This is a genomic window from Mesorhizobium australicum WSM2073 (assembly GCF_000230995.2).
GTDB lineage: Bacteria > Pseudomonadota > Alphaproteobacteria > Rhizobiales > Rhizobiaceae > Mesorhizobium > Mesorhizobium australicum.
Map to the genome: position 1 here is coordinate 5,954,247 of NC_019973.1, position 24,636 is coordinate 5,978,882.

At 60.5% G+C, this 24,636-nt stretch carries 21 protein-coding genes and 1 pseudogene; 15 read left to right on the forward strand and 7 right to left on the reverse strand.

Going from position 1 to position 24,636, the window contains the following annotated elements:
- Position 1: 1 nt before the first annotated feature.
- The 7 genes and pseudogenes from MESAU_RS28545 to MESAU_RS28570 form a co-directional block, all read right to left on the reverse strand.
- On the reverse strand, positions 2–604 hold the full coding sequence (locus MESAU_RS28545; protein WP_013533496.1) for a nitrogen fixation protein NifQ: 603 nt from the start codon (positions 602–604) through the stop codon (positions 2–4).
- 433 nt (positions 605–1,037) lie between these two features.
- Positions 1,038–2,090 carry an LLM class flavin-dependent oxidoreductase gene (locus tag MESAU_RS28550; protein WP_013533497.1) on the reverse strand — a complete coding sequence of 351 codons (1,053 nt, stop codon included), beginning with the start codon at positions 2,088–2,090 and terminating at the stop codon, positions 1,038–1,040.
- Between the two features lie 263 nt (positions 2,091–2,353).
- Positions 2,354–3,955 (reverse strand): SDR family oxidoreductase, encoded by a 1,602-nt coding sequence (locus MESAU_RS28555; RefSeq protein WP_013533498.1) that lies wholly within the window; start codon positions 3,953–3,955, stop codon positions 2,354–2,356.
- A 369-nt stretch (positions 3,956–4,324) separates the two neighbouring features.
- Positions 4,325–4,915 carry a nuclear transport factor 2 family protein gene (locus tag MESAU_RS28560; RefSeq protein WP_013897121.1) on the reverse strand — a complete coding sequence of 197 codons (591 nt, stop codon included), beginning with the start codon at positions 4,913–4,915 and terminating at the stop codon, positions 4,325–4,327.
- 105 nt (positions 4,916–5,020) lie between these two features.
- Positions 5,021–5,191: pseudogene (locus tag MESAU_RS32125) on the reverse strand (ferredoxin); the annotation flags it as partial.
- 2 nt (positions 5,192–5,193) lie between these two features.
- Positions 5,194–6,450, reverse strand: coding sequence for a cytochrome P450 (locus tag MESAU_RS28565; protein ID WP_013533500.1), 1,257 nt, complete (start codon positions 6,448–6,450; stop codon positions 5,194–5,196).
- Positions 6,451–7,640: 1,190 nt separating this feature from the next.
- Positions 7,641–8,702: a hemin-degrading factor gene (locus MESAU_RS28570; RefSeq protein WP_013533502.1), complete on the reverse strand. Its 1,062-nt coding sequence runs from the start codon at positions 8,700–8,702 to the stop codon at positions 7,641–7,643.
- Between the two features lie 318 nt (positions 8,703–9,020).
- On the opposite strand from MESAU_RS28570, the gene MESAU_RS28575 reads away from it, so the two are divergent.
- The 15 genes from MESAU_RS28575 (at position 9,021) to MESAU_RS28645 (ending at position 23,811) form a co-directional block, all read left to right on the forward strand.
- Positions 9,021–9,341 (forward strand): HesB/IscA family protein, encoded by a 321-nt coding sequence (locus tag MESAU_RS28575; RefSeq protein ID WP_013533503.1) that lies wholly within the window; start codon positions 9,021–9,023, stop codon positions 9,339–9,341.
- A 177-nt stretch (positions 9,342–9,518) separates the two neighbouring features.
- A complete protein-coding gene (gene nifS, locus MESAU_RS28580) occupies positions 9,519–10,736 on the forward strand; it encodes a cysteine desulfurase NifS (protein ID WP_013533504.1) in 1,218 nt (405 codons plus the stop codon).
- Positions 10,733–11,797 (forward strand): beta/alpha barrel domain-containing protein, encoded by a 1,065-nt coding sequence (locus MESAU_RS28585; protein ID WP_013533505.1) that lies wholly within the window; start codon positions 10,733–10,735, stop codon positions 11,795–11,797. Before nifS ends, MESAU_RS28585 begins: the two co-directional genes overlap by 4 nt.
- Positions 11,797–12,177 (forward strand): nitrogenase stabilizing/protective protein NifW, encoded by a 381-nt coding sequence (gene nifW / locus MESAU_RS28590; protein ID WP_013533506.1) that lies wholly within the window; start codon positions 11,797–11,799, stop codon positions 12,175–12,177. The genes MESAU_RS28585 and nifW overlap by 1 nt, the downstream gene beginning before the upstream one ends.
- 181 nt (positions 12,178–12,358) lie before the next feature.
- Positions 12,359–13,207, forward strand: a complete 849-nt coding sequence (locus MESAU_RS28595; protein WP_013533507.1) for an electron transfer flavoprotein subunit beta/FixA family protein — start codon at positions 12,359–12,361, stop codon at positions 13,205–13,207.
- Between the two features lie 18 nt (positions 13,208–13,225).
- The gene (locus tag MESAU_RS28600) at positions 13,226–14,335 is read left to right on the forward strand and encodes an electron transfer flavoprotein subunit alpha/FixB family protein (protein WP_013533508.1); all 1,110 of its coding nucleotides are present in this window, start codon (positions 13,226–13,228) and stop codon (positions 14,333–14,335) included.
- Between the two features lie 11 nt (positions 14,336–14,346).
- Complete coding sequence (locus MESAU_RS28605) at positions 14,347–15,654, forward strand: FAD-dependent oxidoreductase (protein WP_013533509.1); 1,308 nt, start codon at positions 14,347–14,349, stop codon at positions 15,652–15,654.
- A 12-nt stretch (positions 15,655–15,666) separates the two neighbouring features.
- Complete coding sequence (locus tag MESAU_RS28610; protein WP_013533510.1) at positions 15,667–15,966, forward strand: ferredoxin family protein; 300 nt, start codon at positions 15,667–15,669, stop codon at positions 15,964–15,966.
- Between the two features lie 760 nt (positions 15,967–16,726).
- Positions 16,727–18,208 carry a nitrogenase cofactor biosynthesis protein NifB gene (nifB, locus tag MESAU_RS28615; protein WP_013533511.1) on the forward strand — a complete coding sequence of 494 codons (1,482 nt, stop codon included), beginning with the start codon at positions 16,727–16,729 and terminating at the stop codon, positions 18,206–18,208.
- A gap of 31 nt (positions 18,209–18,239) precedes the next feature.
- Entirely contained in the window at positions 18,240–18,434 is a 195-nt protein-coding gene (locus MESAU_RS28620) for a 4Fe-4S binding protein (RefSeq protein ID WP_013533512.1), read from the forward strand.
- Positions 18,435–18,510: 76 nt separating this feature from the next.
- On the forward strand, positions 18,511–18,828 hold the full coding sequence (locus MESAU_RS28625; RefSeq protein WP_013533513.1) for a nitrogen fixation protein NifZ: 318 nt from the start codon (positions 18,511–18,513) through the stop codon (positions 18,826–18,828).
- Positions 18,828–19,040 carry a putative nitrogen fixation protein NifT gene (nifT, locus tag MESAU_RS28630; protein WP_013533514.1) on the forward strand — a complete coding sequence of 71 codons (213 nt, stop codon included), beginning with the start codon at positions 18,828–18,830 and terminating at the stop codon, positions 19,038–19,040. Before MESAU_RS28625 ends, nifT begins: the two co-directional genes overlap by 1 nt.
- Positions 19,041–19,079: 39 nt before the next feature.
- Complete coding sequence (locus MESAU_RS28635) at positions 19,080–19,964, forward strand: SIR2 family NAD-dependent protein deacylase (protein ID WP_013533515.1); 885 nt, start codon at positions 19,080–19,082, stop codon at positions 19,962–19,964.
- An 86-nt stretch (positions 19,965–20,050) separates the two neighbouring features.
- Positions 20,051–21,913: an ABC transporter ATP-binding protein gene (locus tag MESAU_RS28640; RefSeq protein ID WP_013533516.1), complete on the forward strand. Its 1,863-nt coding sequence runs from the start codon at positions 20,051–20,053 to the stop codon at positions 21,911–21,913.
- Positions 21,913–23,811, forward strand: a complete 1,899-nt coding sequence (locus MESAU_RS28645; protein ID WP_013533517.1) for an ABC transporter ATP-binding protein — start codon at positions 21,913–21,915, stop codon at positions 23,809–23,811. Before MESAU_RS28640 ends, MESAU_RS28645 begins: the two co-directional genes overlap by 1 nt.
- Positions 23,812–24,636 lie beyond the last annotated feature (825 nt).

Genomic DNA, 24,636 nt, shown 5'->3' on the forward strand with positions numbered 1-24,636 from the left:
TTTAAACCGGTGTGACGCGTTCTTCACATTCGCCTCTCTCGGGGCCGAAGCAATTTTCGAAATCACTGCATTCCCGACAATTGGGCGCAGTGCACAGCGAAAACCCTTCGGCCTCGCAGAGTTTGCGGTAAAAGTACTTCTTCCATTTCATATTTTGGGTGTTGCCGGCCGCCAGCGTCGGAAAGTGTGTGGCAAGAAGGCGGTTGAGCTCGGCCCGGTCGGGAAGCCCAAGGTCCTGCCACAGATGGCCATCATGCATGGCGCGCCGGGCGAGGATCTTAGCGAAGCGGGCGCTCGCCGGATGGCTCGCCCGGGCATGTGCCAGTAGCAGGCCGCGCAGAAGTTCTTCCTCTATACCCGGCTCAACATCGCTGACGTCTGCCGAGGCGAATGCTGCCATCGCGGTACCAGGGAAACTGCGGGGCAAGACCTCGCGCAGCTCGGCAAGCGAAAGGCCTGTTGACTCCGCCACTGTCGTGCCAGCCTCGACCTCCTTGAACGCACAGGAGAAGACGCAGGCAAGCACATGTTCGTCGAACTCCTTCTCCGGCTGGATCGTCGGCCATTGGCCGGTGCCGATATGCGCATCGTTTTGACCGGACATGTTCCGTTCTCCTGGTCTGTGCCTTCACGCAGCACTCTGCCGAGCGCAACGCGGGTCAGTCAGTCTTTCGGGCACACGTGTGCCCAGGCTCGTGCCCAATGGAGCGGTCGACGAAATCGACCGCCTTGATCATGCAATTGAGCTCGCCTTGAAACGCGTCCTGCAGCCTGTCGGCAGGCGAGAATTTCACCCAGGACACGACGCCGTGAAATTGGCTGACGGCGCGAGCAGGTCCTGAAGCGACGGGTTAGCCGTGAAGGCTCGCCCGTCGGCAGGCGAGATAGTGGGGAACCCCATCTGGGGCCGTCCAGGTGACGGCAGCGCCACTCATCGAAAGCACGCCAAGTTCCGTTCATGAACGTGCCATTTGAAATCGTTTATGCCGAGTGGAACGAAAAAGAAGCTGCGGCACGAAGTTGGACCCCTTATGAATTCAAACGCGCGCATAACCCAGCGCCTTGTTGATTGCGGGAATGATCTTGTCTCCCCAGAGTTCGATCTGGCGCAGCATTAGCTTTTGGTCGAAATCCCCCAACTGGGTCTGGATAGCGATCTGATCCGGATTCAGAATGTCGATCTCTTCCAGCAAGCGATCAATCACGCGATTCACACTGCCGATCGGCAGGTTGTTGCGCATTGCCCCGAAGGACAGATCCTGCTGGGTGGGCGTTTCCTGCAGCAGATAGCCGTCGTGGCTCTGCTGCCGGCGCTGATGCAGCGCCTCGGACAGGCGGCGCTGGAAACGGGCGTTGTCGAGATAGCTTTTGATCTCCTCCTCGTCATCGCTGGCGTAGCAGCAACGCAACAGCGATATCCTGGCGTCCGTCACATTCCTGTCCTCGGAAGCCGCCGCCTCCTTGATTGCTCCGCGCAACGTGCTCAAGCTCGCCAGGCCGTCGTGGAATGCGGTGACAAAGAAATTGTGACCCTCTCGGTAGGCCCGTTTCATGCGGGCCGGCCCGCCGGCCATCCAGATGGGCGGTGCCGGCCTTTGGACGGTGGATACTGAAATCGCTGTCGGGGGTATTTTCTCATAGTGGCCATCGTGCTCGAAGATGTTCTGGTTGAGACCCTTCAAAAGGATATCGAGGTGTTCCGAAAAGATGGCCGGCGCCTCATCGATACTGACGCCGAAGCGCTCGAACTCGAACTGTTGGTATCCAGAGCCGACGCCGAGTTCCAGGCGACCGTTCGCAAGGATATCGGCGAATCCGATCTCGGAGAGCAGACGCTGCGGTTTGTAGAGCGGCAGAACGCAGACGGCAGTGCCGAGGCGAATGGTGCTCGTCACTCCGGCGCAGTGGGCCACCATCATCAACGGCGACGGGATCAGGCTGTAGTTGTTGAAGTGGTGTTCTGCGAACCAGGCTGTGCCGAAGCCGGCCTGTTCCGAAACGATGGCCTGTTCGATCGAGTTTCGGATAACGATCTCGGGGGATTGATGATACCCACGTTGGGCGGCCAGGATGAAGGTGGCGAATTCCACTATGTTTCCTTGTTTGCTGATGGTGGCGAATTTGGAACTGCGCTCATCCGAGACACGCGATTGCCTCGGATCGGGCGCCTGGCAGGGGCATAGTGTTACGATAAGCAGTTTTGCGATCCGCGGTTGCAGGCACGCGCGAGAGCCCCCATACCGAGGGACGTTGCCCCGCCGACATCTTGGATCGGGGCCGCGCCGCGGGCGCGTCCCAAGCCAGGGTCTCCGCTTTCATGGACGGCGCCCGGTTGCGTAGCGATGGTCGACGTTCAAACACCCGCCTCCGCAAAGCATTCGTCGTAGAGTTCGCTGGCGTTTCCTGCGTCACCGAACGCGGTCCAGCCGCCGTCCACATAGAGGATCGAGCCGTTGATGTATGAGGCGTCGGAGGAAGCCAGGAAAAACGCTGCATCTGCAACGTCTTCCGGCCTTCCCATCCTGCCCAAAGGGATCCGTCGGCCGATCGTTGCCAAGTCGATATGGCCGGTTTTCGCCAACTCGCTAATGGCGGGAGTGCGGATATAGCCAGGAGCGACGGTGGCTGTGCGAATGCCGGCGGGCCCCAGTTCGGCCGCCATGCATCGGGTCAGCATGTCCATCGCCGCCTTCGAGGCACCGTAGGCGTGACGCGGCGCGAAGGGCAGAAAACTGTTGATCGATCCGAGGTTGAGGATCACGCCGCCAGGGCGCATTGCTTTGATCGCTTCACGCGCGCAAATGAAGGCGCCAGTGAGATTGACATGCAGGACACGTTCGATGTCTGCAGGCATTTGTTCGATCCCAGCCACAAAAGTGTCGACGACAGAAGCACCGTTGACGAGGATATCGACGCCCCCGAAGCGCTCCCTCAGTTCCTCAAACAGCGCCACCACCTCGGCCTCGACGGCCACATCTACCGATTTCGCGATGTTCTTTCCGCCAAGCAGTGCAGCCAGGAGCGTTGCCGCGGTGCGGTCTTTATCGGCGATCACGACGGTATCACCATTCGCGGCAAAACGGCGAGCAACGGCGGCGCCTATACCGTTCGCACCACCCGTGACGAGCACCACTCGCGCGTCGGCGCGTTGGGCCGGACAGGAGAGTTCGCTTAGGGGAACGCCTTCCACCTCAGGGCAGGCATCCCCAGGTTGGTTGAATGACATCCAGCCGCCGTCGACCGCCAGCACGGATCCCGTGACGTAGTGCGCCTGTGCGCTTGCCAGAAAACGCACAGCCCGGGCGATCTCGTCGGGCCGAGCCATGCGCCCCATTGGCACGCGACGGCGCATCGCCGAGAGGTCCATTTTGCCTGCTCGTTCCAGCTCTGCAGTCATAGGCGTGCGCACGCAGCCCGGCGCTACCGCCGTCACGCGGATGCCGCGAGAAGCCCATTCGCATGCAAGCGACTTTGTCAACGAGATCAGGCCTGCTTTCGAGGCTGCGTAGGCATGGCGTCTGGGATTGCTGGCCACGCCCGACATCGAAGCGACGTTGACGATGGCACCTCCCGGCCTCATGCGCCTCGCCGCCTCGCGCGCCATGAGGAACGGCCCAATCAGGTTTACTGCCAGGCGGCGTCGGAAGGCGTCGACATCGGTGTCGACAGTGGCAGCCACATTGGGTCCCACCGCGGCGTTGTTGATGAGGACGTCGATCTGCCCGAACTGTGCTTCGACCCGGCCATAGAGCGCGAGGATATCTCCCTCTCGCGAGACATCGCACTCGAGGCCAAGGTGCTGCTCGCCGAGATCGCGGGCCAGTTCAAACACGCCGCTCCCAGGAAGGTCCACCGCAACGATAGTGTCTTGATCTGCGGCAAGAACATCGACCAGGGCACGGCCGATTCCGCCCGCGGCGCCTGTTATGATGACGACCCGTCCTGCATGCTTCATGGGAACTTTCTCCAGGAGTCTCTGAATTCTCTGTCCTCGACGTGGTGCGGCGGAATGGTGCGCCCCCGTAGAGCACCCTGTGCTGGTGCCGGTCGCGTGCGTTCCCAGACAGGCGTCCTCCCCATTGGCTGCGATCCAACTCTCGGTTGGATAGCCGAATGTGTGTCCGACGCCTCAAGCACAGGTGCTTGCCTCGATGAGCGGCTCTGCCAAAGTCCAGCAAATCGATGTAGACCGGCCTCGGCGCGCTCGTGGCCTCAGACCAGAGCGCTGTCGCGGTCACGCTGTCGCGGGGCAGAAAGGCTACCCTGGCGGCCGCATCTTTACCGCGCAGGGTGTCGCTAAGCTTGCTGTGGCGTAGCAGAGTTGTCATAAATTATCGTCCCACCGATGTGTTTTCCCGTTCGGAGCTGGGAACGCATTATCGCGAGAAGCAACGCGATGCTTTCCGATCGCGTAGACCGGATCGTTCGGATACGGTGCTCCAATCGGCTGTCGCGGGCCGAACCGTTCGGTCTCAAGCACCGCAGCTGGGACCTGCTCCTCGAGCCAATCGTAGACGACGGTCCGATCGGCAATCCGCCACTCGCCTGCCCTCTTTTGAAACAGATCGCAGTAGCGCCCGCTTAGCAGCATCTGGCGCATTTCTCCGTCTTTGTCCGGTCCGCGTTGCAGCGCGGTGAAATAGCTCTCGACTGCGGCCTGAGCCGGTTTGATGAATTCGACAAGGACGTTCGTGATCTGATGGATGTTGCGCGGTCCGGTCTTGAACACACCGAGCGCAAACCGAATGAAGCCCTCGGCCGAGCCGCGATAGGCCCCGTGATTGTCATGTGCATCAGGCCAGTAGGCGCTACGCAGCGCTGCCTCATCGGCGCGGTCTATCCCGCGGCAGTACCGATACAGACAGTCGCGGATCGCCTCACGGTCGAGTAGTTCGGTAGTTTTTGCGTGGTCCATAGTCGCAAATTCCGGGGTTCTGAGTTGTTCCGGGAGCGGAGTCTTCCGTTTGCGCGTGGCCTCGGCTACTAGGCGCGCAGCAGGCGGATCGTCTATTTCCAGCGCTAGTTCGGGGCAGGATCGCACCCCATCTGCCGCAAGCAGTTGCTCCCCATCCGCAACATCAATGTCGCCAGGTAGGATGTAGCCCGCCTCATCCAGCTTGAAGACTGCCGGCGCTCGCGCCGAGCATTGCGCATGACCCTGGCACCTGGCTTTGTGAACGATAATGCGCACGGCTACTTCCCACGTATGTGCCCAGTTCCGCGCGGCCTTGGTCGAGCCCAATCCAGGACCAGATTTTCGATCCCGAACACATGGCCGCCATGGGTGATGGGTGCTGTTGCCTCCTTGATCCGAAAGGGCGGTATGCGCGCCATCCACTCCTCCAGCCCAACGACAATTTCCCGCCGGGCGAGATGAGAGCCAAGGCAGCGGTGGGGACCATAGCCAAAGGCGGCGTGAGGGTTGCCCTCTCGCGTCAGATCGACCGTGTTGGGGGCCTCAAATTCCGTGGGGTCACGATTTGCAATCATCGTGGCGCAGGAAACAAAGTCTCCCTTGCGGATCGGCGCGCCTTTGAAATCGATATCTTTCCGTGCCACACGGATCATCTGAACGCTCGGATAGGCGCGCAGCAACTCTTCGGCTGCGAGCACAATCCGGTCCGGTTCGTTCCGCAGCAATTCCTGATCTTCGAGGTTGCGCGCGAGATAGGCCAAGTCGAAGCCAATGGCTGCAGCGACGGTGTCGAGCCCCGCAACGAAGGTAAGCACGCCAATGCCACGGACCTCCTGGTCCGTCAGCCCGCGACCCTCGACCTGTGCATGCACGATGAAGCTCATGAAGTCGTCGACGGGCTCTTTGCGGCGCATGGCCGCCAGTTCGTCGATGAACGCCACAATAGTCCGAGCAGCCGCCGGCCGTCTCAGATCGTCGCCGTGGAGCAGATCTTTCGCCCAGCCGACAAATGTATCGAGACGGTGATCCGGCAGTCCGAGAAAGCGAAGGAAGATGTTGACCGCGAAGGGAAAGGCGAAATCCTTCATCACGTCGCAGCTCGTGCCCCGCGAGGCGATGCTGTCGATGAGCGTTATCGCTCGCTCGCGGATAGTTGGTTCAAATTCCGCTACACGCTGTGGCGAAAGCAGCGGATTGAGCAGTGAGCGAAAGACTCCATGGTACGGTGGATCGAGTTCGAGCGGGATCATCGGCCAGTCTTCGCCCAATGCAGATGCGAAGATGCTGCGATGACTGGAAAAGACTTCGGTCTCCTGCAGCACCCGGCGCTGATCTGCCGCGCGAGTGATGACCCAAGTACCCTGTCCGGCCCGCGTGTTCCAAGGCGAATAAAAGATCGGCGGCCCGGCATGCACGCAAGCGACTGCTGCGTGCGGATCGCCGTTGGGCGTCGGGGACATGCATGGCGAGGTAAAAAGACTGAAGTCGCCCACCATTTCCGGGGGGACATGATCTGGAACCGGGTTGGCTACCATTTGGTTCTCCTGCGTTCAGGCGTTTACGCGCTCGACTGAGATACCGCTGAGCTGCGTGACGCACTGCCGACATCGCCTCAGATGACATTGAGCAAATCGCGTGCCGAATAGGGGCACCGTTGGCGCCCGCTCATATATCGTAGTGGCGACCCGGTATGGGGCGACGCCTGGTAGGGCTTTCGACATTCTTGTCCGTTCCAGACATGACAACGTTGCGCATAGAAGCTAACGAGGAGCCTGGTGGAAGCTGCCTAAGGATCGAACGAGGTCCCTCCCAGACCGGGTGTGGCTCGGCGGTAGCGAAGCCGCTCGCGAGCGCGCTCTCCACCAGCGCTGTAGGGAGCGAGCGGCTTTGCGGTGGTAATCGACGGTTCGCAGGCAAGGTTGGATTTGCTGACAGCGATCAGTTCGCAGGAACGATCGCTGACCATGATGAGCCTGCGCGCTCGTGAGAAGAAGGCCTACATCCGCCGAGGCTATCGCGAGGCCGCAAACGGCTGAGCTCTGAAGATTGCGCCCCGACATTCTTCTGCGTCAGGATCACCTCGCCTGGCGGTGACGATCGCCTCGTCGGACAGCTGCTGCTCGCCGGAGAAATCCTCGACCGCACTCGTCGTACCGGCAACCAGGCCGTGGTCTGCTGCGTCGCCGCCCCGGGCCGAGAATCTAACTGCCCTGCTCCGATAGCACGAACAGGATGCGCTGGCGTTCTTTGATGATACGGTCTGCTTCGGGCGGCGTTCAGCTTTGCATCCATCTCGCACGCTACCCTTGCGGACTTGGCATTAGACGCCGACGGGGTTGCCGACCTTATGGATCATTCGAGCACGCCTTTGTGGAGCCATCCCTCTGGAAACTGGACGAGGGGACCGATCGATTTCACCTCGACCACTTGATGCCACCCGGCGCCGTACAGGGCCGGGATGTTGGACGTTCGATCGACGTACAGCTGACGCATTAGACCAGGGGCAGCTTCCGGTTCTGGGACATCGCAACGGAACCATTGAGGGCTAGCTCGCCACGGGTGTAGCGCTCTGGGGCTGGAGACTACGGTCGAGGCGATCCGCGACGGGTCGCAAAAGACAGCTGTGCTCTCGTTGGCCTCGGCAGGCGGAGAGGTGGTCAGCAGAATCCAGAGTAGCGGCGCGGACGCCGAGCGAAAACGGAAATCAATATGCATCGGTCCTACCTCAAGCGGCGGTTGAATTGGTAAAGCGCGGCAGGTTCTCGGTCAGTAACCGCCAGTCGTCGCGCTCGGGCTCGCCTTCCCTGCGCGTCCCGAAAAACTGGATGATCATATTGCCGTCGGCGCCATAGGCTTCGAGTGACGTGACGTGGCCGTCCCTGGTCGGCTTGCGCACGGCCCAAACCTCGCGGATGTGCTGGGTCCTGAGATGCAGGTGGAAAGTGGCGTCGAGTACGTTGATGCAAGGCCCGATCTGCCTGACCAACTTGATCGGGCCGGAATGGATCTGGATGCAGCCAGGATTGCCGACAAAGCACATGATCGGCATCTCGTCCTCGGCGACACGATGGAACATGCCGCCAATTGCAGCATTGTCAAGCAGCCAGGCGTAGTCCTGGCCGACCATGCGGACCGCCCGGCGGCGCCTGAGGTTCAGCGTCTTGAGCATGCCGAAGAACTGGTGTACGTCGGTCAGCTGGCTCCAGTGCTCCCGCAGGTCGTCGATGGTAGCGGCTTGGTCCGGAATCTTTGCCTCGTTTTCGGCTGACCTCGTCTTAACCGATACAATCGGCTCCTGGTTCGAGGATTGGAGCTCGTCTGTCAGTCTTTGATAGGCACAGAGGTTTGAGGACGGCCTCAGATGCACCTTGTGCACTGCCTCGCCTGCGGCGTCGAAAAATTGCAGGCTGCGGCGGATCTCCCCGCCTTCGCGTGTCTCGACGGCAAAGCCATGCGCCCACACCTTCGGGAAGATGCGCAGATCAATGTCATTGCCGAGCACCATGGCGTGATGGTTGCCGGTGAGCACCTTGTCGTAGATGCCTATCTTCTCATGCACGGCACTATCATTGCTGGTCAGCGCCATTACCTCGCCGACCGCCTCGAGAGCGGTTAGAACAACATTGACGCGTGGCTCGATGCGCACAGTGCCAAAACCGCAATGTGCCGCGGAGAGCTCCGCTTCCGAGATGCCCAATTGGCCAGCGAGATCGCGGTCGCGGATTTTGGGGCTGTCTTCGCGTGCCCGCCGGATTCTCTCTGGCGAAGGTTTCTCGCGCTGGTGCATGTCTTACCTCTGCTTGCCCATACTGTCGGTCAGGAGCGTTAGTCCTCGCCAAAAGGGAGCCTCAAAACTCGTGCCAATTTGCCGAAAGCATCTCGGAAACTGGCTTACGTGCCAGCTCGGCGGGAACTCGGGCCCAGCCCCTGTGGCGGACGCGACAAATTCGACAATACGTGTCGATTGCCGGACGCCTTCGCAGCAATTCCGAACCGGAATCGCGGCAGTGTTAGCGATGTCGCACTGTTCCAGCGCCGCTTTTCCCATTGGCACGGACCATGCATGGTGATCCGCAAAATCGTCACGCACCAGGATAAGCGAGCCATGATTACGCTCACCGACAAGGCCGTTGCCGCGGTCAAGACCGCTCTTTCCGCCGCTACTGAGCCCGCAGAAGGCTTTCGCATCATGGTTCAGCCCGGCGGCTGCTCCGGCTTCAAATACTCAATCGGTTTGGAGAGCGTCCCGCGCGAGGGCGACGCGATCCTCGAGACAGATGGGATCAAGGTGTTCTTAGACGCCGGCTCCCAACCGCATGTCGCCGGCATGACCGTCGACTTCGTCACGGGGCTCGAATCCTCCGGCTTTGTCTTCGATAACCCTAACGCGCGAGCGAAGTGCTCATGCGGCAAGTCCTTCAGCTGATCGTCGAAGCAGGAGAGAGGGCCCGGGAGGTGAGCTCGTCGATCGCGACGGCGGCGCCGGTCTAAATCAATTTGTGGGTGCTGCACCGGCTCTGGATCGTCTCGGCTATCAACGGCGGCTGCAAGCGCGATGAGTCCTTGCGCTTAACGTCATTCCGCTCGATTGGAGACCACACCCATGACAGTTCTCTATCTCGACAACAACGCAACGACACGGGTCGATCCCGAGGTCGTTCAAGCGATGTTGCCCTTCCTTACGGATCAATTCGGCAACCCTTCGTCGGCGCACGGTCTTGGCACCCTTGCCGGCGCCGCGTTGAGAAACGCGCGGCGGCAGCTGCAGGCGCTGATCGGCGCGGCGTTTGATGACGAGATCACCTTCACCTCGGGTGGGACGGAAAGCGACAACGCGGCCATTCTTTCGGCGCTCGAGGTGATGCCTGACCGAACAGAAATCGTGACGTCCGCCGTTGAACATCCCGCAGTGCTGGCGCTCTGCGCACATCTTGAGCAGACGCGCCGGGTCAAGGTGCACAGGATCCCGGTGGATCACCATGGCCGGCTCGACATTGACGCTTACCGGGCAGCCCTCAGCTCAAACGTGGCAATCGTCTCGATCATGTGGGCCAACAACGAAACTGGTACGATCTTCCCCGTCGCAAAGCTCGCCGAATTGGCGAAGGAAGTCGGCGCCCTTTTCCACACCGATGCCGTGCAGGCGGTCGGCAAGCTCCCTATGGACCTGAAATCGACCGCTATCGACATGCTATCGCTCTCCAGCCATAAATTGCATGGACCGAAAGGCGTCGGCGCACTTTTCCTCAAGCGCGGTGTGCGCTTCCACTCGCTGATCAAAGGCGGTCACCAAGAGAGAGACCGGCGTGCGGGAACCGAAAACACGCCCGGCATAGTCGGGCTCGGCAGGGCAGCCGAACTCGCCCTGAAATTCATGGATGATGAGACCACACGGATAAAGTGGCTACGCGACCGGCTGGAGAACGGGATTCTTCAGCGTGTACCAAACACCTTCGTCAACGGCGATCCCGTCGAGCGCTTGCCGAACACCGCAAACATCGCCTTCGAACGTATCGAAGGTGATGGAATCCTGCATCTCCTCAACCGCGTGGGTATCGCCTGTTCCTCAGGCTCCGCCTGCACCTCTGGCTGTGCACAGCCGAGCCATGTGCTGAGGGCGATGAACATCCCACATGGGGCGGTCCGTTTCTCGTTCTCGCGTGACAACGACCAAGACGACGTGGACCGGGTGCTCGAGGTCTTGCCTGCCATGGTGGAGAAGCTGCGCGCGTCCCTCAGTTCTGCGCCGGAAGGGCGGAGTGCCGAAGACCTTCAATGCGGTCCCTGTCTCAGCGCCGGAAGCTCCGGCGACCATTCATGAGCAGTCAGGTCTTTCTCAAGGATACGACTCTGCGCGACGGCGAGCAGGCACCCGGCGTTGCCTTCACCGTGGCGGAAAAACTTGAGATCGCTGAGTCGCTTGCAGCAGCCGGCGTCCCTGAGATCGAGATCGGCACGCCGGCAATGGGCGCCGACGAGGTCGCGCGCAGCCTCTCGGTGCGGCTCACGGCCTGGTGCCGGATGACCTCACCGGATCTCGAAGCAGCGATCGAGAGCGGGGTCCGGGCCGTCAATCTGTCGTTTTCTGCATCGAACATCCAACTTGCCACCAAGCTCGGCCTCGATCGGGCGGGAGCGCTCCAGCTTATCGAACATATGGTCGGGCGCGCAGCCGCCAGCGGCTCCTCCGTCGCCGTTGGCTGCGAGGATGCTTCACGGGCCGACCGGGATCATCTCGGGCGCGTTATCATGACGGCGGCGCGCGCCGGCGCAAGGCGCGTGAGGCTGGCTGACACAGCCGGCGTTCTCGACCCCTTTTCGACCTTCGAGCTTGTCGCCCAGCTGGCGGCGATCCGCGCCGGCGCGCGCCATGCCTCGGTCACCCTCCTTGGACTCAGCGAGCGCGGGGGCAATGCCGCGCTGGAAGAGGTGGCCGCCGCGTTGGCTGTCCTCCAGCACGCACATGCTGGCATCGACCTGACCGCATTGCCCGCCCTGGCAGCCAAGGTGGCGCAGGCGTCACGCCGACCGACAGCCGCCACCAAGCCGATCGTCGGGGCTGTGCCCTCCAAAGCCCTCCGGAGATCAAGGGGCATGATCCGGCCGCGTCTGGCCGATCTCCTCATAGATGCCAGCAACAAGACCTCGGTCCCACCCAGGTCGGAGCCCGGCAGATCGAGAGCCAATGCGGCAATAATCGAGCCCATCTCGCACTGCTCGGCGCTGCGCATGGCGCCTGTTCGCCACGCCCGGGCACCGGGGCGCCCAGCCTTGCGGCCTCGCTGGCTCAGCCCACCTCGTCATCAAACTGCGGATTTTCGCGGCTGTAGATCAGAGTTTTTCGTATTTGACCCAACAGTTTTCCGACAAGGGAGAATGTAATGACCTGTTCCGCTGACGGCCGTCCCATCGATGTCACCGATATCGTTACGCGACTGAAAGGAGTGTCGGCCGCGGAGGAGTTCTTCTCTGTCCTTGGCGTCGCCTATGATCCGAAGGTGCTCAACGTTTCACGGCTTCATATCATGAAGCGTGTGGGACAATACCTTGCTGAGGAAGATTTCTCCGGTCTGCCCGACCAGGTGATCGCCGCGCGCGTGCGCGCCCTGCTGGAACGGGCTTACGGGGACTTCGCGGTTTCCTCGCCGCTCACGCACCGGGTCTTCAAGGTGCTCAAAGATCACGATCCGGATAAAGCTTGCACGACACGCCGCGCTTTCGTTCCTTTCGATTCCGTCCTGAAGCCGTTCGGCAGGGAATGATCGCGACATAGACGCGACGCGACAATGTCAAGAAGTCGACAAATTCGGGATCGCAACGGCACCATCCGTAATGAGCAGCCCGAACTTAGGGGAACAGGGCCGCAAAGCACTTGGCACGAATGATGCAGCCAAGAACTCGCACCGCCAGCCCGCATCCGGATAACAGCGTAGAGAAACGCCAATGCACATCGTCGTCAGCATTAAGCAGGTGCCGGACTCGGCACAGATACGGGTCCATCCGGTGACGAACACCATCATGCGCCAGGGTGTGCCGACCATCATTAACCCCTATGACCTATTCGCCCTCGAAGAAGCTCTCAGGCTACGCGACGCTTATGGCGGCGAGGTCACCGTGCTCACCATGGGTCCGCCCATGGCAGAGGACTCCCTGCGCAAAGCGCTTGGCTACGGCGCCGATCGCGCGGTGCTTTTGACCGACCGCTATTTTGCCGGTTCCGACACACTGGCGACATCACTTGCTCTCTCCCAGGCAATCGCGAAGATCGGCGAAACCTTCGGCACGCCGGACGTGGTCTTCACGGGCAAGCAGACGATCGACGGCGACACCGCGCAAGTCGGGCCCGGCATCGCCAAGCGTCTCGATCTCAGCCAACTCACCTATGTCGCGAGAATCGCTACCATCGATCTTGCTGCGCGCGAGATCACGGTGGAGCGTCGTTGCGAGGGTGGGACGCAGACGCTGAAGAGCAAGCTGCCTTGCCTCATCACAATGCTGGAAGGCACCAACGAGATGCGTCGGGGCTCGATCGAAGACGCATTGAGCGCTGCGCGGAGGCAGGTGGTGAAATGGAGTGCGGCCGAGGCGGGCATTGAGGACCTCACCAAGTGCGGCTTGCGTGGCTCGCCGACGGTCGTCAGACGCGTTTTCGCCCCTACCGCGCGGTCGGAAAAGGCAGCGCAAATTGACACGGCCGAGAAGACGCTGCGCGATCTCGCCGACGAACTGATTGTTGCAATTTTCACCCGCCAGCCGGCACTGGAACCGGAACTCGCCTTCGACGGCGCCTGACGGCAAGGAGCAGACCATATGTCGAGCGCGAACCCAGACACTCCCCGCCCGCCCGCCGGCCGTGCCGGGATGACGAAGGAGCTGCCCGAGCGTTTCAGGGCCTATCGGCACGTTTGGGTTTTCATCGAGCTTGAACGCGGCCAGGTCCACTCCGTGTCCTTCGAATTGCTTGGTGAGGGCCGCAAGCTGGCAGACAAACTTGGCGTCCAGCTCGGGGGCGTTGTGCTCGGACCGCCGGAAGAAGCCACCCAGAACGCGGTCGCCGAAGCCTTCGCCTATGGCGCCGACCTTGTCTACTTCATCGAGTCGCCGCTGCTCGCCGACTATCGGAATGAGCCTTTCACCAAGGCGATGACCGATTTGGTTGATACTTACAAACCCGAGATTCTGCTTCTTGGAGCGACCACGCTCGGCAGGGATCTCGCCGGGTCCGTCGCGACGACCTTGCTAACAGGGCTCACGGCCGACTGCACCGAACTCGATGTGGATGCCGACGGTTCGCTGGCCGCGACCCGTCCGACTTTCGGGGGCTCGTTGCTATGCACGATATACACGCTGAACTACAGGCCGCAGATGGCGACGGTGCGACCGAGGGTCATGCCCATGCCGCAGCGGGCGGACAGAGCGATCGGGCGCGTCATCGCGCACAAGCTGTCACTGGCCGAGGATGAAATCGTCACCAAAATCCTCGGCTTCCTGCCGGATAGCCAGTCAGGCACAGCCAATCTCGCCTATGCCGATGTGGTGATTGCGGGAGGGCTCGGCCTCGGCGGGGCGGAGAACCTGCAGCTTGTGAAGAGTCTCGCGCGAGCGATTGGCGCCGAATTTGGCTGTTCGCGGCCGCTGGTCCAAAAGGGCTGGATGCCGGCGGATCGGCAGATCGGCCAGACTGGCAAGACAATCCGGCCGAAGCTTTACATAGCGGCTGGTATTTCTGGCGCGATCCAGCACCGCGTTGGGGTTGAGGCAGCCGATCTCATCGTGGCCATCAACACCGACCCGAACGCTCCGATTTTCGATTTCGCTCACCTCGGGATCGTCACCGATGCGGTCCGCTTCCTCCCCGCGCTCACCGAGGCCTTCACCCGGCGGCTGTCACCGCACAGCCGCGACAAGCTTGCGAGCTAAGGGAGATGGAGATGATCAACGAAGAATTCGACGCCATTGTTATCGGAGCCGGCATGTCCGGGAACGCAGCTGCTTACACCATGGCAAGCGACGGCTTGAAGGTGCTCCAGTTGGAGCGAGGTGAATATCCGGGCTCCAAGAATGTTCAGGGCGCCATCATGTACGCGAACATGCTGGAGAAGATCATCCCGGATTTCCGCGATGATGCACCTCTGGAGCGGCATCTGGTCGAACAGCGGCTATGGGTCATGGACGAGACCTCCCACACCGGGATTCACTATCGGTCTGAGGACTTCAACGAGGTGAGCCCCAATCGCTATACCATCATCCGTGCCCAGTTCGACAAGTGGTTTTCGCGCAGGGTGCGCCAGGCGGGCGCGACGCTTCTGTGCGAGACGACCGTGACGGAACTCGTGCGTGACGACAAGGGCAAGGTGATCGGGGTCCGGACAGATCGGGCTGGCGGAGCGATCTACGCGGATGTCGTTGTTCTTGCAGAAGGTGTCTGCGGGCTGCTTGGCACGCGAGGCGGCCTGCGCAAGATGCTGACGCCGGAAGCCGTGGCGCTGGCCGTCAAGGAAATGCATTTCTTGCCCGAAGAGGTCATTGAGCAGCGGTTCGGCGTCAAAGGGAGTGAAGGCTGCGTGATCGAGGCAGTCGGCACGATATCCCACGACATGGCCGGGCTCGGGTTCCTCTACACCAACAAGGAATCGATCTCACTGGGCATCGGCTGCCTCGTCTCGGATTTCACCGCGAAGATGGAGAGCCCTTACGCCCTCCTGGACGCGCTAAAAAACCATCCTTCGATCCGGCCGCTGATCGCCGGCTCGGAGGTGAAGGAATACGCGGCGCATCTCATTCCTGAAGGTGGCTACAAGGCAATTCCGCAGCTCTTTGGCGACGGTTGGGTCGTTGTTGGCGATGCTGCGCAATTGAACAACGCCATTCACCGCGAGGGTTCGAACCTCGCCATGACCTCCGGTCGCATTGCGGCTGAAGCTATCATCCAAGTCAAGAGACGCAACGATCCCATGACCAAACGGAACCTCGCCCTTTACAAGACGATGCTGGACGAATCCTTCGTGGTGAAGGACCTGCGGAAATACAAAGACATGCCAGCCTTACTCCATAATAACGCCGGCAATTTCTTCACGACCTACCCGCGGCTAATGTCGCAAGCCGCGCAGAACTTCATGCGGGTCGACGGCACGCCAAAGATCGAGAAGGAAAGGGCTACTACCGCAGCCTTCATCAAGGCGCGATCGCGGTTGGGTCTGGTCAGGGACGCTATCCGCCTGGCATTGGCGTGGCGGTGAGGCACTGACCACATGGCAAACCCAGTGACGAACTTGCGTGTAGAGGACAAGCTTTACCAGAACCGCTATCTGGTGGACTCCGGCCGTCCGCATATAAAGGTGCGACCGCACGAGCAACCAAGCGCGAATCTGGTCGCGCTGACCCTCGTCTGTCCAGCGAAATGCTATGAGTCGAACGACAAAGGTCAGGTTGAAATCACCGCTGATGGCTGCATGGAGTGCGGCACCTGCCGCGTCTTGTGCGAGGCCAGCGGCGAGATCGAATGGAACTATCCGCGCGGTGGCTTCGGTGTCCTCTTCAAGTTCGGATGATCCGCGTTTGCATAGGGCACGTGTGTACTCCTGAAGTTACCACAAGCGCCAACCGCTTCTGGCACCATCCTCGCAAAGGGGGGCGGGTGAACAGTGTACTTCCAGAATTGAATGAATGCTACTTGGGGGGAGCATTGGACCACAACTCCTGAGGTGTTTCCAGGGCTCACATACCGCCGGACCGGGTTAACGAACGCGGCAGGTCGGATACGCTTTGCGCCGACATGACATCGAGGTGAAGAAATTCCAGCGTTCTCACGATGTCGAGAACAAGACCATACCCCTGCGCCAGGTGCGCGGGAACTGTCCGTGCCAGGGCCAAGCTGCTCGGTCTCTGACGATGATCACGCTCTTGATCGCGATCATGAGGAGCCCATGCGGGCGTCTGGACGAGAGTAAAGGGGAGGCACGCACTCTCCTAGCTGGAACCATGCCGACACAGTATGCGGCGACACCTTCACCGCCGATGAGTTCACAGTCGCCGAGATCGACATCTTCGTCGGAGACCGGTCGAGAACGTTGTGCCGAGGCGCTCACGGGTGAAGGGATCGACACGGGATTTCTGTCTCTCAATGATGTCCGGCCGTAGTCGCCTTCCTCACCTTATGCGGCTGCCGCTGTCCGAGGTCCGACAAATTTATGTCGGAGCAGCCTCATGATATCCGACGCGAAAGCCAATTGCCGATCATAGTGCCGCCTTTTTAGTTGGCATTGCGCTTGCGCTTTGAACCGCGACGTTAACCCGCAACGGAGCCGTTCAATGTCCGCACCGGCAATTTCGGTTGAGAGCCTGACCGAGACGAAGCTCTCCGACCAGTTGCTGGCGAGCGCGAATTCGGGTGGCTGCGTATCTACCTCCTGCGGGTCGTCGACAAGACCGGACGATCTGGATCCGGCTGTCTGGGACAAGATCAAGGATCATCCGTGCTTTTCTGAAGAGGCGCATCACTATTTCGCGCGCATGCACGTCGCTGTCGCGCCTGCGTGCAATGTCCAATGCAACTATTGCAATCGCAAATATGACTGCTCCAACGAAAGCCGGCCTGGGGTTGTCTCGGAAAAGCTGACGCCCGACCAGGCGGTACGCAAGGTTATCGCGGTCGCCAACGAAGTGCCGCAGCTTTCCGTGCTGGGCATCGCCGGACCGGGCGATGCCTGCTACGACTGGGAGAAGACAAAGGCGACGTTCGAACGCGTCGTCAGGGAAATCCCCGACATCAAGCTTTGCATCTCTACCAATGGGCTCGCGCTGCCGGACCATGTCGCCGAGCTTGCCGACATGAATGTCGATCACGTGACGATCACCATCAACATGGTCGATCCGGAAATCGGAGCAAAGATCTATCCCTGGATCTTTTACGACCACCGCCGCTATGTCGGCATCGAAGCCGCCAGGATCCTGCACGAGCGACAGATGCTGAGCTTGGAGATGCTGAGCGCGCGCGGCATCCTCACCAAAATTAATTCGGTGATGATCCCCGGGGTGAACGACCAGCACCTGGTTGAGGTGAACAAGCAGGTCAAGCAGCGCGGCGCGATCCTGCACAACGTCATGCCCCTGATTTCAGACCCGGCTCACGGCACGTACTACGGACTGACCGGGCAGCGCGGCCCAAATGCACTGGAGATGAGGGCTCTTCAGGATCGTCTTCAAGGCGGCGCCAAGCTGATGCGCCACTGCCGGCAGTGCCGGGCAGATGCCGTCGGCCTGCTCGGCGAGGATCGTGGCCAGGAATTCACGATCGACCAGATTCCTGGCGAGCTCACCTATGATGCCGGCAAGCGCGAAGCCTATCGGGAGCTGGTCGCGGACGAGCGCCGTGATCACCTGGCGGCCAGGAGCGAAGCGATTGGAATGGTCAAGGCAGCCGGCTCCGGCAAGTCCCTGGTCGTCGCGGTGGCGACTAGGGGCGGTGGCCGCGTCAACGAACACTTCGGCCATGCCAAGGAGTTCCAGGTGTATGAAGCCTCGCCGATAGGTATCAACTTTGTCGGGCACCGCAAGGTTGAGCAGTATTGCCTCGGCGGTTGGGGCGAGAACGACACTCTCGAGTGCGTCATCGCCGCGCTGGAAGGCGTAGACATCGTGCTTTGCGCCAAGATTGGAAACTGCCCCAAGGATAAGTTGGCGGACGCCGGTATCCGAGCAACCGACGCTTATGGCCATGACTATATCGAAACGGCAATCGGCGCGATTTACGCCGGCGAGTCCGGCGTCCCGGCCCTCGCGGCGAACGCCTGAGCCGTCTCATTCCACTCGAACAGGAGTCAAAATGGCTTTCAAGATCATCGCATCCCAATGCACGCAATGCGGCGCCTGCGAATTCGAATGCCCGTCTGGTGCGATCAAGTTCAAAGGCGAGAGCTACGTGGTCGAGCCGCAGAAGTGCACAGAATGCCAGGGAGAATTCGACACGCAACAATGTGCCTCGGTATGCCCGGTGCCGAAGACCTGCGTTCCTGCCTGACCCGGCATAGGGCTGCTTCCGAGAAAGCCTGCGCGCCTCATCAATAACTCTGGCCTCAAACAAACAAGGAACCGCCATGCGCCTCGCACGCGAACAGGAGGTCGAAATCCGCAGGCCTCCCCAATTCAGGCCGGGGGAGCGGGTCCGTGCCACTCGTCACGTCAAGAACGACGGCACCTATCCTGGCAGGGAGATCGGCGAAAATCTCGTGCGCAAGGGTGAAGAGGGTTATGTGCGCGACATCGGCACCTTTCTACAGCAGTTCTTCATCTATGCCGTCGAATGGATCGACCGTGGCACGGTCGTTGGCATGCGAGCGCGCGAATTGATGAGCCTCGACAGGGCCGACCTTGCCCGTAGGGCCGAAGAAAACGCGAAGCAAGGGACGGCCTGATGAAAGTTATGATCCGCAGGACCGATTCCGGGTTGTCGGCGTACATCCCCAAAAAGGATCTCGAAGAGCCGATTATCGAGCTCGAGAAGCAAGACCTCTGGGGCGGCGTCGTAACGCTCAGGAACGGGTGGCGGCTCCTTCTACCCGATCTTCCGCCGCATACGCGCCTGCCGATCACTGTCGAGGCAAGGAAGCTTCCCGACGAGGGCTGACGCTGACCCTCAATGAAAGGCGTCAAGAGGAAAAAGAGCATGAACACGATCCCGACCTCGGGCCACCTCTTCGTCGTCCGCGACAGTTTTGCCCGAAAGCTGCTTGAACTGGCCAGACGAGCGCTCGTCTACGATCAGATGATCCCGTATCTCGGTCCGGGTCTGCTGCGGCTAAGCTCAGCGGAGCCGCCTGTACCGTGCACCCCAGAGGCCGTCGCCGCCGCACTCAACACCCGGGCCACAGCTCCCTCGAAGATCCGCACCAACATGTGGTCGGTCGCGCAATTCATCGAGCAGCGCCGGCATCGCCGCACACTTCAAGCCTGGATGGCAGATATATTCGCGGGGCCGACGGCGCCGACGCCCCTCCACAACTGGCTCGCAAAGCTCCCGCTCTCCCTCATCGTCGACAGCTGGTACGAAGGCGCCATGAGGGCGGCGCTGGCTGAGGCCGGCCGAACCGACGTCGCCGAGATCCAAGGCGTCACCCGGGCGAACGAAACTCGCGACATTTGGACCAGAACCTACGACTTGTTCGGGACGGAGCTCGAGCCCGGAGCAGCGACAAAGACGGTTCTCTATGCGCCTCATGGCAGTATCAGGCCGGCCGCAAATTTCCTCATAGCCGATTCCGACTATGTCGAAGCCCTGACCGAGATCGACATCCAGACCCCTATCCCTGACGTGGTCAAGGAACGGCGCACCGACCGGGGGTTTTTTTTCGTCGGCTGCCGCTTCAATGATCAGATGCTGCGCACTTACGCCAGGCAGATCATGAAGCGCTCAGAAGGCCCACGTTACGCGATCATGGACGGACAAACGCTGACCAGAAACGAAGCGCGTTTCCTTGGGGCAAGCGGGATCACGGTGATTGACATGCCAGACAGCGATGCCGTGGCGCAACTCGCCGGGTCAACGACTTGAGCCAACGCCTGGATCAACTTGAGGACTTCGTTGGTGTGAGTCGACGGCTTGCTTTTGAAGGCGCTAAGTTCAGTTAGGGACACACTGTGAGCAGTGATGCTGTTGGCACGACCTCTCTCAAATCGTCCGCGCATGTGAAAGCTGCCGGGTGGGGCCGGGGCTTGAGCACGCTGCTGCGCATCACGCGCATGAATCTGAGGCATCCGGGCCAAGCCGCGCTTGCGATCGGGTCGACAATCGCAGCCGTAATCCTGCAGGTGCTCATTCCTCAGCTTCTCGGCGACGCTATCGACCAGACCAAGGTAGTCCTCGGGGGCGGTGCCACGGGGGCGGCTGCAGAACAAGCGCTCTGGGTTCCGGCTCTCCTGCTGCTCGCCGCGAGTACGCTACGCGGCCTTTTCACGATGGCGCAAAACTATTTTGCCGAGGCCGTCGGACATCACGTCGCGTACGAACTGCGGCTGGCTTTTTACGACAAGGTCCAGCGCCTCAGCTTTTCCTTTCACGACCGGGTGCATTCAGGCGACCTGATCACCCTCGGCATCCTCGATCTCGATGGTGTGCGGATGTATTTTTCCACCGCCCTGGTTCGCTTGCTTCTGCTCACCATGCTGATCGGGATCGGCGGCTACAGGATGATCTCAACCGACACGCTGCTCGGTCTCATGGCGCTGAGCTTCGTGCCTTTCGTAGCCTGGCGATCGTCGATCACGCAGGTCAAGCTACGCGCCATCTGGCTCAACCTGCAGGAGCGGCTCTCCGTCCTCGGCCGTGTGATGGAGGAAAATCTCGCGGGTATCCGCGTTGTCCGGGCCTTTTCGGCACAGGCCTACGAGATGGCAAAGTTCGACCGCGCGTCGAAAACCGCGCTCGAAGTCGCTCACCAGCAGGTTGACGTGTACGTGCCAAATACGTCGGCAATGACCCTGGCCTTCTTTCTCGCCATGGGGTTGGTCCTCTGGCTCGGTTGCAACAAGGTCATTGTCGGGCAGATCAGCGTTGGGACGCTCACCATGTTCCTGGCCTTCATGACGATCCTGCAAATGCCCGTCCGGCAGATTGGCCTGATGGTCAACGGCTTCGCCCGCGCTTATACTTGCGGTTCGCGCCTCTTCGGTCTGCTCGATCAGGACAATACGATCAGGGATGTCCCCACCGCCCGACCACTTGAGATCGGTGAAGGCACTCTGCGCTTCGACAATGTCTCGTTTGCATATCCCGGCACCGGAAACCGGGCCGTTCTGGAGAATGTCACTTTTTGTGCCCGTCGGGGCGAGACGATCGCGATCGTGGGTCCGCCGGGTTCGGGCAAATCGACAATCGCTCACCTGATCCCCCGCTTTTACGACGTCACTGGGGGCGCCATCATGCTTGACGGGCAGGACATCCGTGGGGTCACCCTCGCCACGCTTCGCAAGGCGGTCGCTGTCGTACAGCAGGATGCATTCCTGTTCACTACCACGATCGAGAACAACATCGCTTATGGCGACCCTTGGGCAAAGGAACAGCGGATCGAGCGCGCTAGCGAATCCGCCCAGTTGCACAACTACATCCTGGACCTCCCCGCAGGTTACAAGACGGTCGTCGGCGAACGCGGCACTTCTCTGTCTGGGGGCCAGCGGCAGCGCCTCACCATAGCTCGCACCATGATGTTACGTCCATCAGTCGTCATTTTCGACGACTCAACGGCCGCGATCGACGCCGCCACCGAACAGCGCATTCGCCTGGCGATACGGCGTTTCGCCAAGGATAGGGTGACGATCATCATCGCCCACCGGCTAAGTTCGCTCAAGCACGCCGACCGGATCCTGTTTGTCGACAACGGCAAGATCGTGGAACGTGGTACCCATCAAGAGCTTTTGGCCAAGCAAGGACGCTACAAGGCCCTTCATGATCTGCAGTTGCGCCCGGGAGATGACATTGTGACGAAGTATAGAGGCGCGCCCTGATGGCCCAGGAGCACGCCAGCGAAATCGAAATCGAACCCAATGACGGCGGCAGACGTCCCCCGCGCGCGGTCGTTGGTTCCCATCGCGCCGAGGAGGAGATATTCGGCCGGGCCTTTGACCAAAAGATCATTCGGCGCATCTGGGCCTTCGTTCGTCCCTACCGGGCCACGGCAGCCATCTCCGTCGCCGCATTGCTGATTTTCACTGGCACGCAGCTTCTCATCCCGCTGATCATCCGCTACGCGATCAACGAGGCCATAACCCCGGCAGGCGTTGATCGCTACGCCCTGCTTGAGGCCGCCGGCGCGTTTGCGCTCGCCATTCTGGTTAATTTCGGCGCCGCTTACGCACAGGAAGCCGTGATCGGGAAAATGGCCGGAAACGTCCTCTTCGACATCCGCCGCGCCATGTTTGCGCATCTGCAGATGGTATCGCTCTCCTTCATGGACAAGACCGAGATCGGACGCCTGATGTCCCGCCTCCAAGGCGACGTCAACTCTATCCAGGAATTCCTCGAAAGCTCAATCTACTCTGTAGGCGACATAACGCTTCTCTTCGGCATCATTGTCGTTATGCTGTGCGTCAACTTCAGGCTCGGCCTTCTGACGCTCTCTGTCTTGCCGGTCCTGTTGATTATCCGCATCGTCTGGCTGCCGCGTGCTCGCGACGCCTTCACTGCTGCACAAGACACCAATTCAGTTGTTAACGGCGCGTTGGCCGAAGCCATTCACGGCGTGCGCACCGTTCAGTCCATGGACCGCCAGCAGGTAAACTTCGCATTGTATGACGACAAGGCACATGCTGACCTCACAACCCACCTGATCGCTGCCAGGTATACACAGATAATGGTGCCGATCGTGGATGGCCTCACGGGCCTCGCCATGGCTGTCGTAATTGTGGTCGGCGGCTCCATGAATGGTCGCATCGAAGTAGGAACGTTGGTTGCCTACATATTCTATATCCAACGCTTCTTTGACCCAATTCGCTCACTTACCCTGCAATATTCGGTCATGCAGAGAGCGATGGCCTCCGGCAAGCGCCTGACCGATGTGCTCGACGTCAAGGTCGAAATCCAGGACAAACGGGATGCGAGTGTCCTTTTGCCGGAAATGGCCTGCTCAGTCGAGTTCAGGGACGTCACGTTCGGCTACGACCCCAAAGATCCGGTGCTGAAGAATGTCTCCTTCGAGGTCAATCCCGGCGAGACGGTCGCCTTGGTCGGGCCGACTGGCTCTGGTAAATCCAGCGCGATGGCCCTCGTCCACCGCTTCTATGATGTTCAGCAAGGTCAAGTGCTGGTCGGCGGACATGATGTGCGCGATCTCACACAGGAATCGCTCGGCAACCAGATCGCTATGGTGCTGCAGGAGCCGTTTCTGTTCACCGGAACGGTTTTCGAGAACATCCGCTACGGCAACACGGAAGTCTCGCGCGAGAAGGTGATTGAGGCCGCCAAGGTGGTCGGAGCCCACGACTTCATCATGAACCTTCCCGACACGTACCAGACTCAACTCGGCGAACGCGGCGGCAATCTTTCTCTCGGCCAGCGTCAGCTTGTCAGTTTCGCCCGCGCTCTCGTCGCCGACGCCAAGATCCTTGTTCTTGACGAGGCCACCGCCAGCATCGACAGCTACACGGAAATGCTGATCCAGAAGGCACTCGGAAAGCTCCTTGAAGGCCGTACCGCGCTTGTCATCGCTCACCGTCTCGCAACAATCCGGGGTGCCGATCGCATCATCGTGCTTCAGAACGGCCAGGTTATTGAGACCGGCAACCATGACAAGCTGATGGCTTTGGGCGGGCTCTATTCCAAACTATACAATCTGAACTACTCGTCATTCGACGACATTCCCGATGAGGAGGCCGATCCGACTGGACAAGCCGCCTCGCGTACCTGATGCATGCATCGCCGGCAGTATCCGCTTTAGGCGCGTCGGCGAACGCCGCGGATGAAGCGGGCAGAGAAAACCGCTCGCACTCAAGGAAGCCAACTGCGTGACGGCCGTATGATGAGCGGGATAACCCTGTCCGTTGCCAATCAGACGAACGCTGCCTGGCCTCCAGCAAGCCCTGGACAAGAGGCCGTGCGAACGAGACCGATCAGAAAACGGCGGCAACCATTGGCTCCAAGCGTTGAAGAAACGCTGATAGACCTGACGCAGGTGCCATAAGCCCCGACGGGTGGGCAATTGTCCAGCGGATGATGTTTGATCTGCGGTCACTTCAGGTTTTTCCCCGGTAGCATACTGTCCCGCAACAGGCGTGTAGCTCTGGTCTAGGCAAACCGGCTGCCGCGCGCCGAGCGTGTGGCGCGTGGCATCGACGGTCCACGCCACCTCTTCCTGTTCCACACCAAGGCTCGCAAAAATCGTATCAACTCACCCATCGACCCGACATTCGTTTCCAACAGTTAGCCTAAGCCCCAGAAAAGAAAGTGCCTAAACCAAGAGGTTTGTCGCGGACCCGACAATCCCCACACTCCGTGTCGGACGGCGATCATAAACGCTATCGTACTCGGATACCGGAAAAGTGGGGCAGCGAGTGGGACGCGATTGAGCACGAGACCGCTGGAGGCCATTCGGATAGTCGGTTCGGATGCCATTGATCCCGCGGATCCGGCGCCCAGCCGTCTGGTGCAATGCACCTCCCCGCTGTTTGTGGGACGCATCAATCGACGAACCCGCGACCAGTCTACGTTCGCGCCAGCCGCGTTCCAGTAGCCG

Bases quoted from the DNA above. Each gene is read 5' to 3' on its own strand.
- MESAU_RS28625 (WP_013533513.1), top strand. From the start codon at position 18,511: ATGCGCCTCGCACGCGAACAGGAGGTCGAAATCCGCAGGCCTCCCCAA.
- nifW (WP_013533506.1), top strand. From the start codon at position 11,797: ATGACCTGTTCCGCTGACGGCCGTCCCATCGATGTCACCGATATCGTT.
- MESAU_RS28560 (WP_013897121.1), bottom strand. From the start codon at position 4,915: ATGGACCACGCAAAAACTACCGAACTACTCGACCGTGAGGCGATCCGC.
- MESAU_RS28570 (WP_013533502.1), bottom strand. From the start codon at position 8,702: ATGCACCAGCGCGAGAAACCTTCGCCAGAGAGAATCCGGCGGGCACGC.
- MESAU_RS28555 (WP_013533498.1), bottom strand. From the start codon at position 3,955: ATGAAGCATGCAGGACGGGTCGTCATCATAACAGGCGCCGCGGGCGGA.
- MESAU_RS28545 (WP_013533496.1), bottom strand. From the start codon at position 604: ATGTCCGGTCAAAACGATGCGCATATCGGCACCGGCCAATGGCCGACG.
- nifT (WP_013533514.1), top strand. From the start codon at position 18,828: ATGAAAGTTATGATCCGCAGGACCGATTCCGGGTTGTCGGCGTACATC.
- MESAU_RS28595 (WP_013533507.1), top strand. From the start codon at position 12,359: ATGCACATCGTCGTCAGCATTAAGCAGGTGCCGGACTCGGCACAGATA.
- nifS (WP_013533504.1), top strand. From the start codon at position 9,519: ATGACAGTTCTCTATCTCGACAACAACGCAACGACACGGGTCGATCCC.
- MESAU_RS28585 (WP_013533505.1), top strand. From the start codon at position 10,733: ATGAGCAGTCAGGTCTTTCTCAAGGATACGACTCTGCGCGACGGCGAG.
- MESAU_RS28605 (WP_013533509.1), top strand. From the start codon at position 14,347: ATGATCAACGAAGAATTCGACGCCATTGTTATCGGAGCCGGCATGTCC.
- MESAU_RS28635 (WP_013533515.1), top strand. From the start codon at position 19,080: ATGAACACGATCCCGACCTCGGGCCACCTCTTCGTCGTCCGCGACAGT.
- MESAU_RS28600 (WP_013533508.1), top strand. From the start codon at position 13,226: ATGTCGAGCGCGAACCCAGACACTCCCCGCCCGCCCGCCGGCCGTGCC.
- MESAU_RS28645 (WP_013533517.1), top strand. From the start codon at position 21,913: ATGGCCCAGGAGCACGCCAGCGAAATCGAAATCGAACCCAATGACGGC.
- MESAU_RS28565 (WP_013533500.1), bottom strand. From the start codon at position 6,450: ATGGTAGCCAACCCGGTTCCAGATCATGTCCCCCCGGAAATGGTGGGC.
- nifB (WP_013533511.1), top strand. From the start codon at position 16,727: ATGTCCGCACCGGCAATTTCGGTTGAGAGCCTGACCGAGACGAAGCTC.
- MESAU_RS28575 (WP_013533503.1), top strand. From the start codon at position 9,021: ATGATTACGCTCACCGACAAGGCCGTTGCCGCGGTCAAGACCGCTCTT.
- MESAU_RS28610 (WP_013533510.1), top strand. From the start codon at position 15,667: ATGGCAAACCCAGTGACGAACTTGCGTGTAGAGGACAAGCTTTACCAG.
- MESAU_RS28620 (WP_013533512.1), top strand. From the start codon at position 18,240: ATGGCTTTCAAGATCATCGCATCCCAATGCACGCAATGCGGCGCCTGC.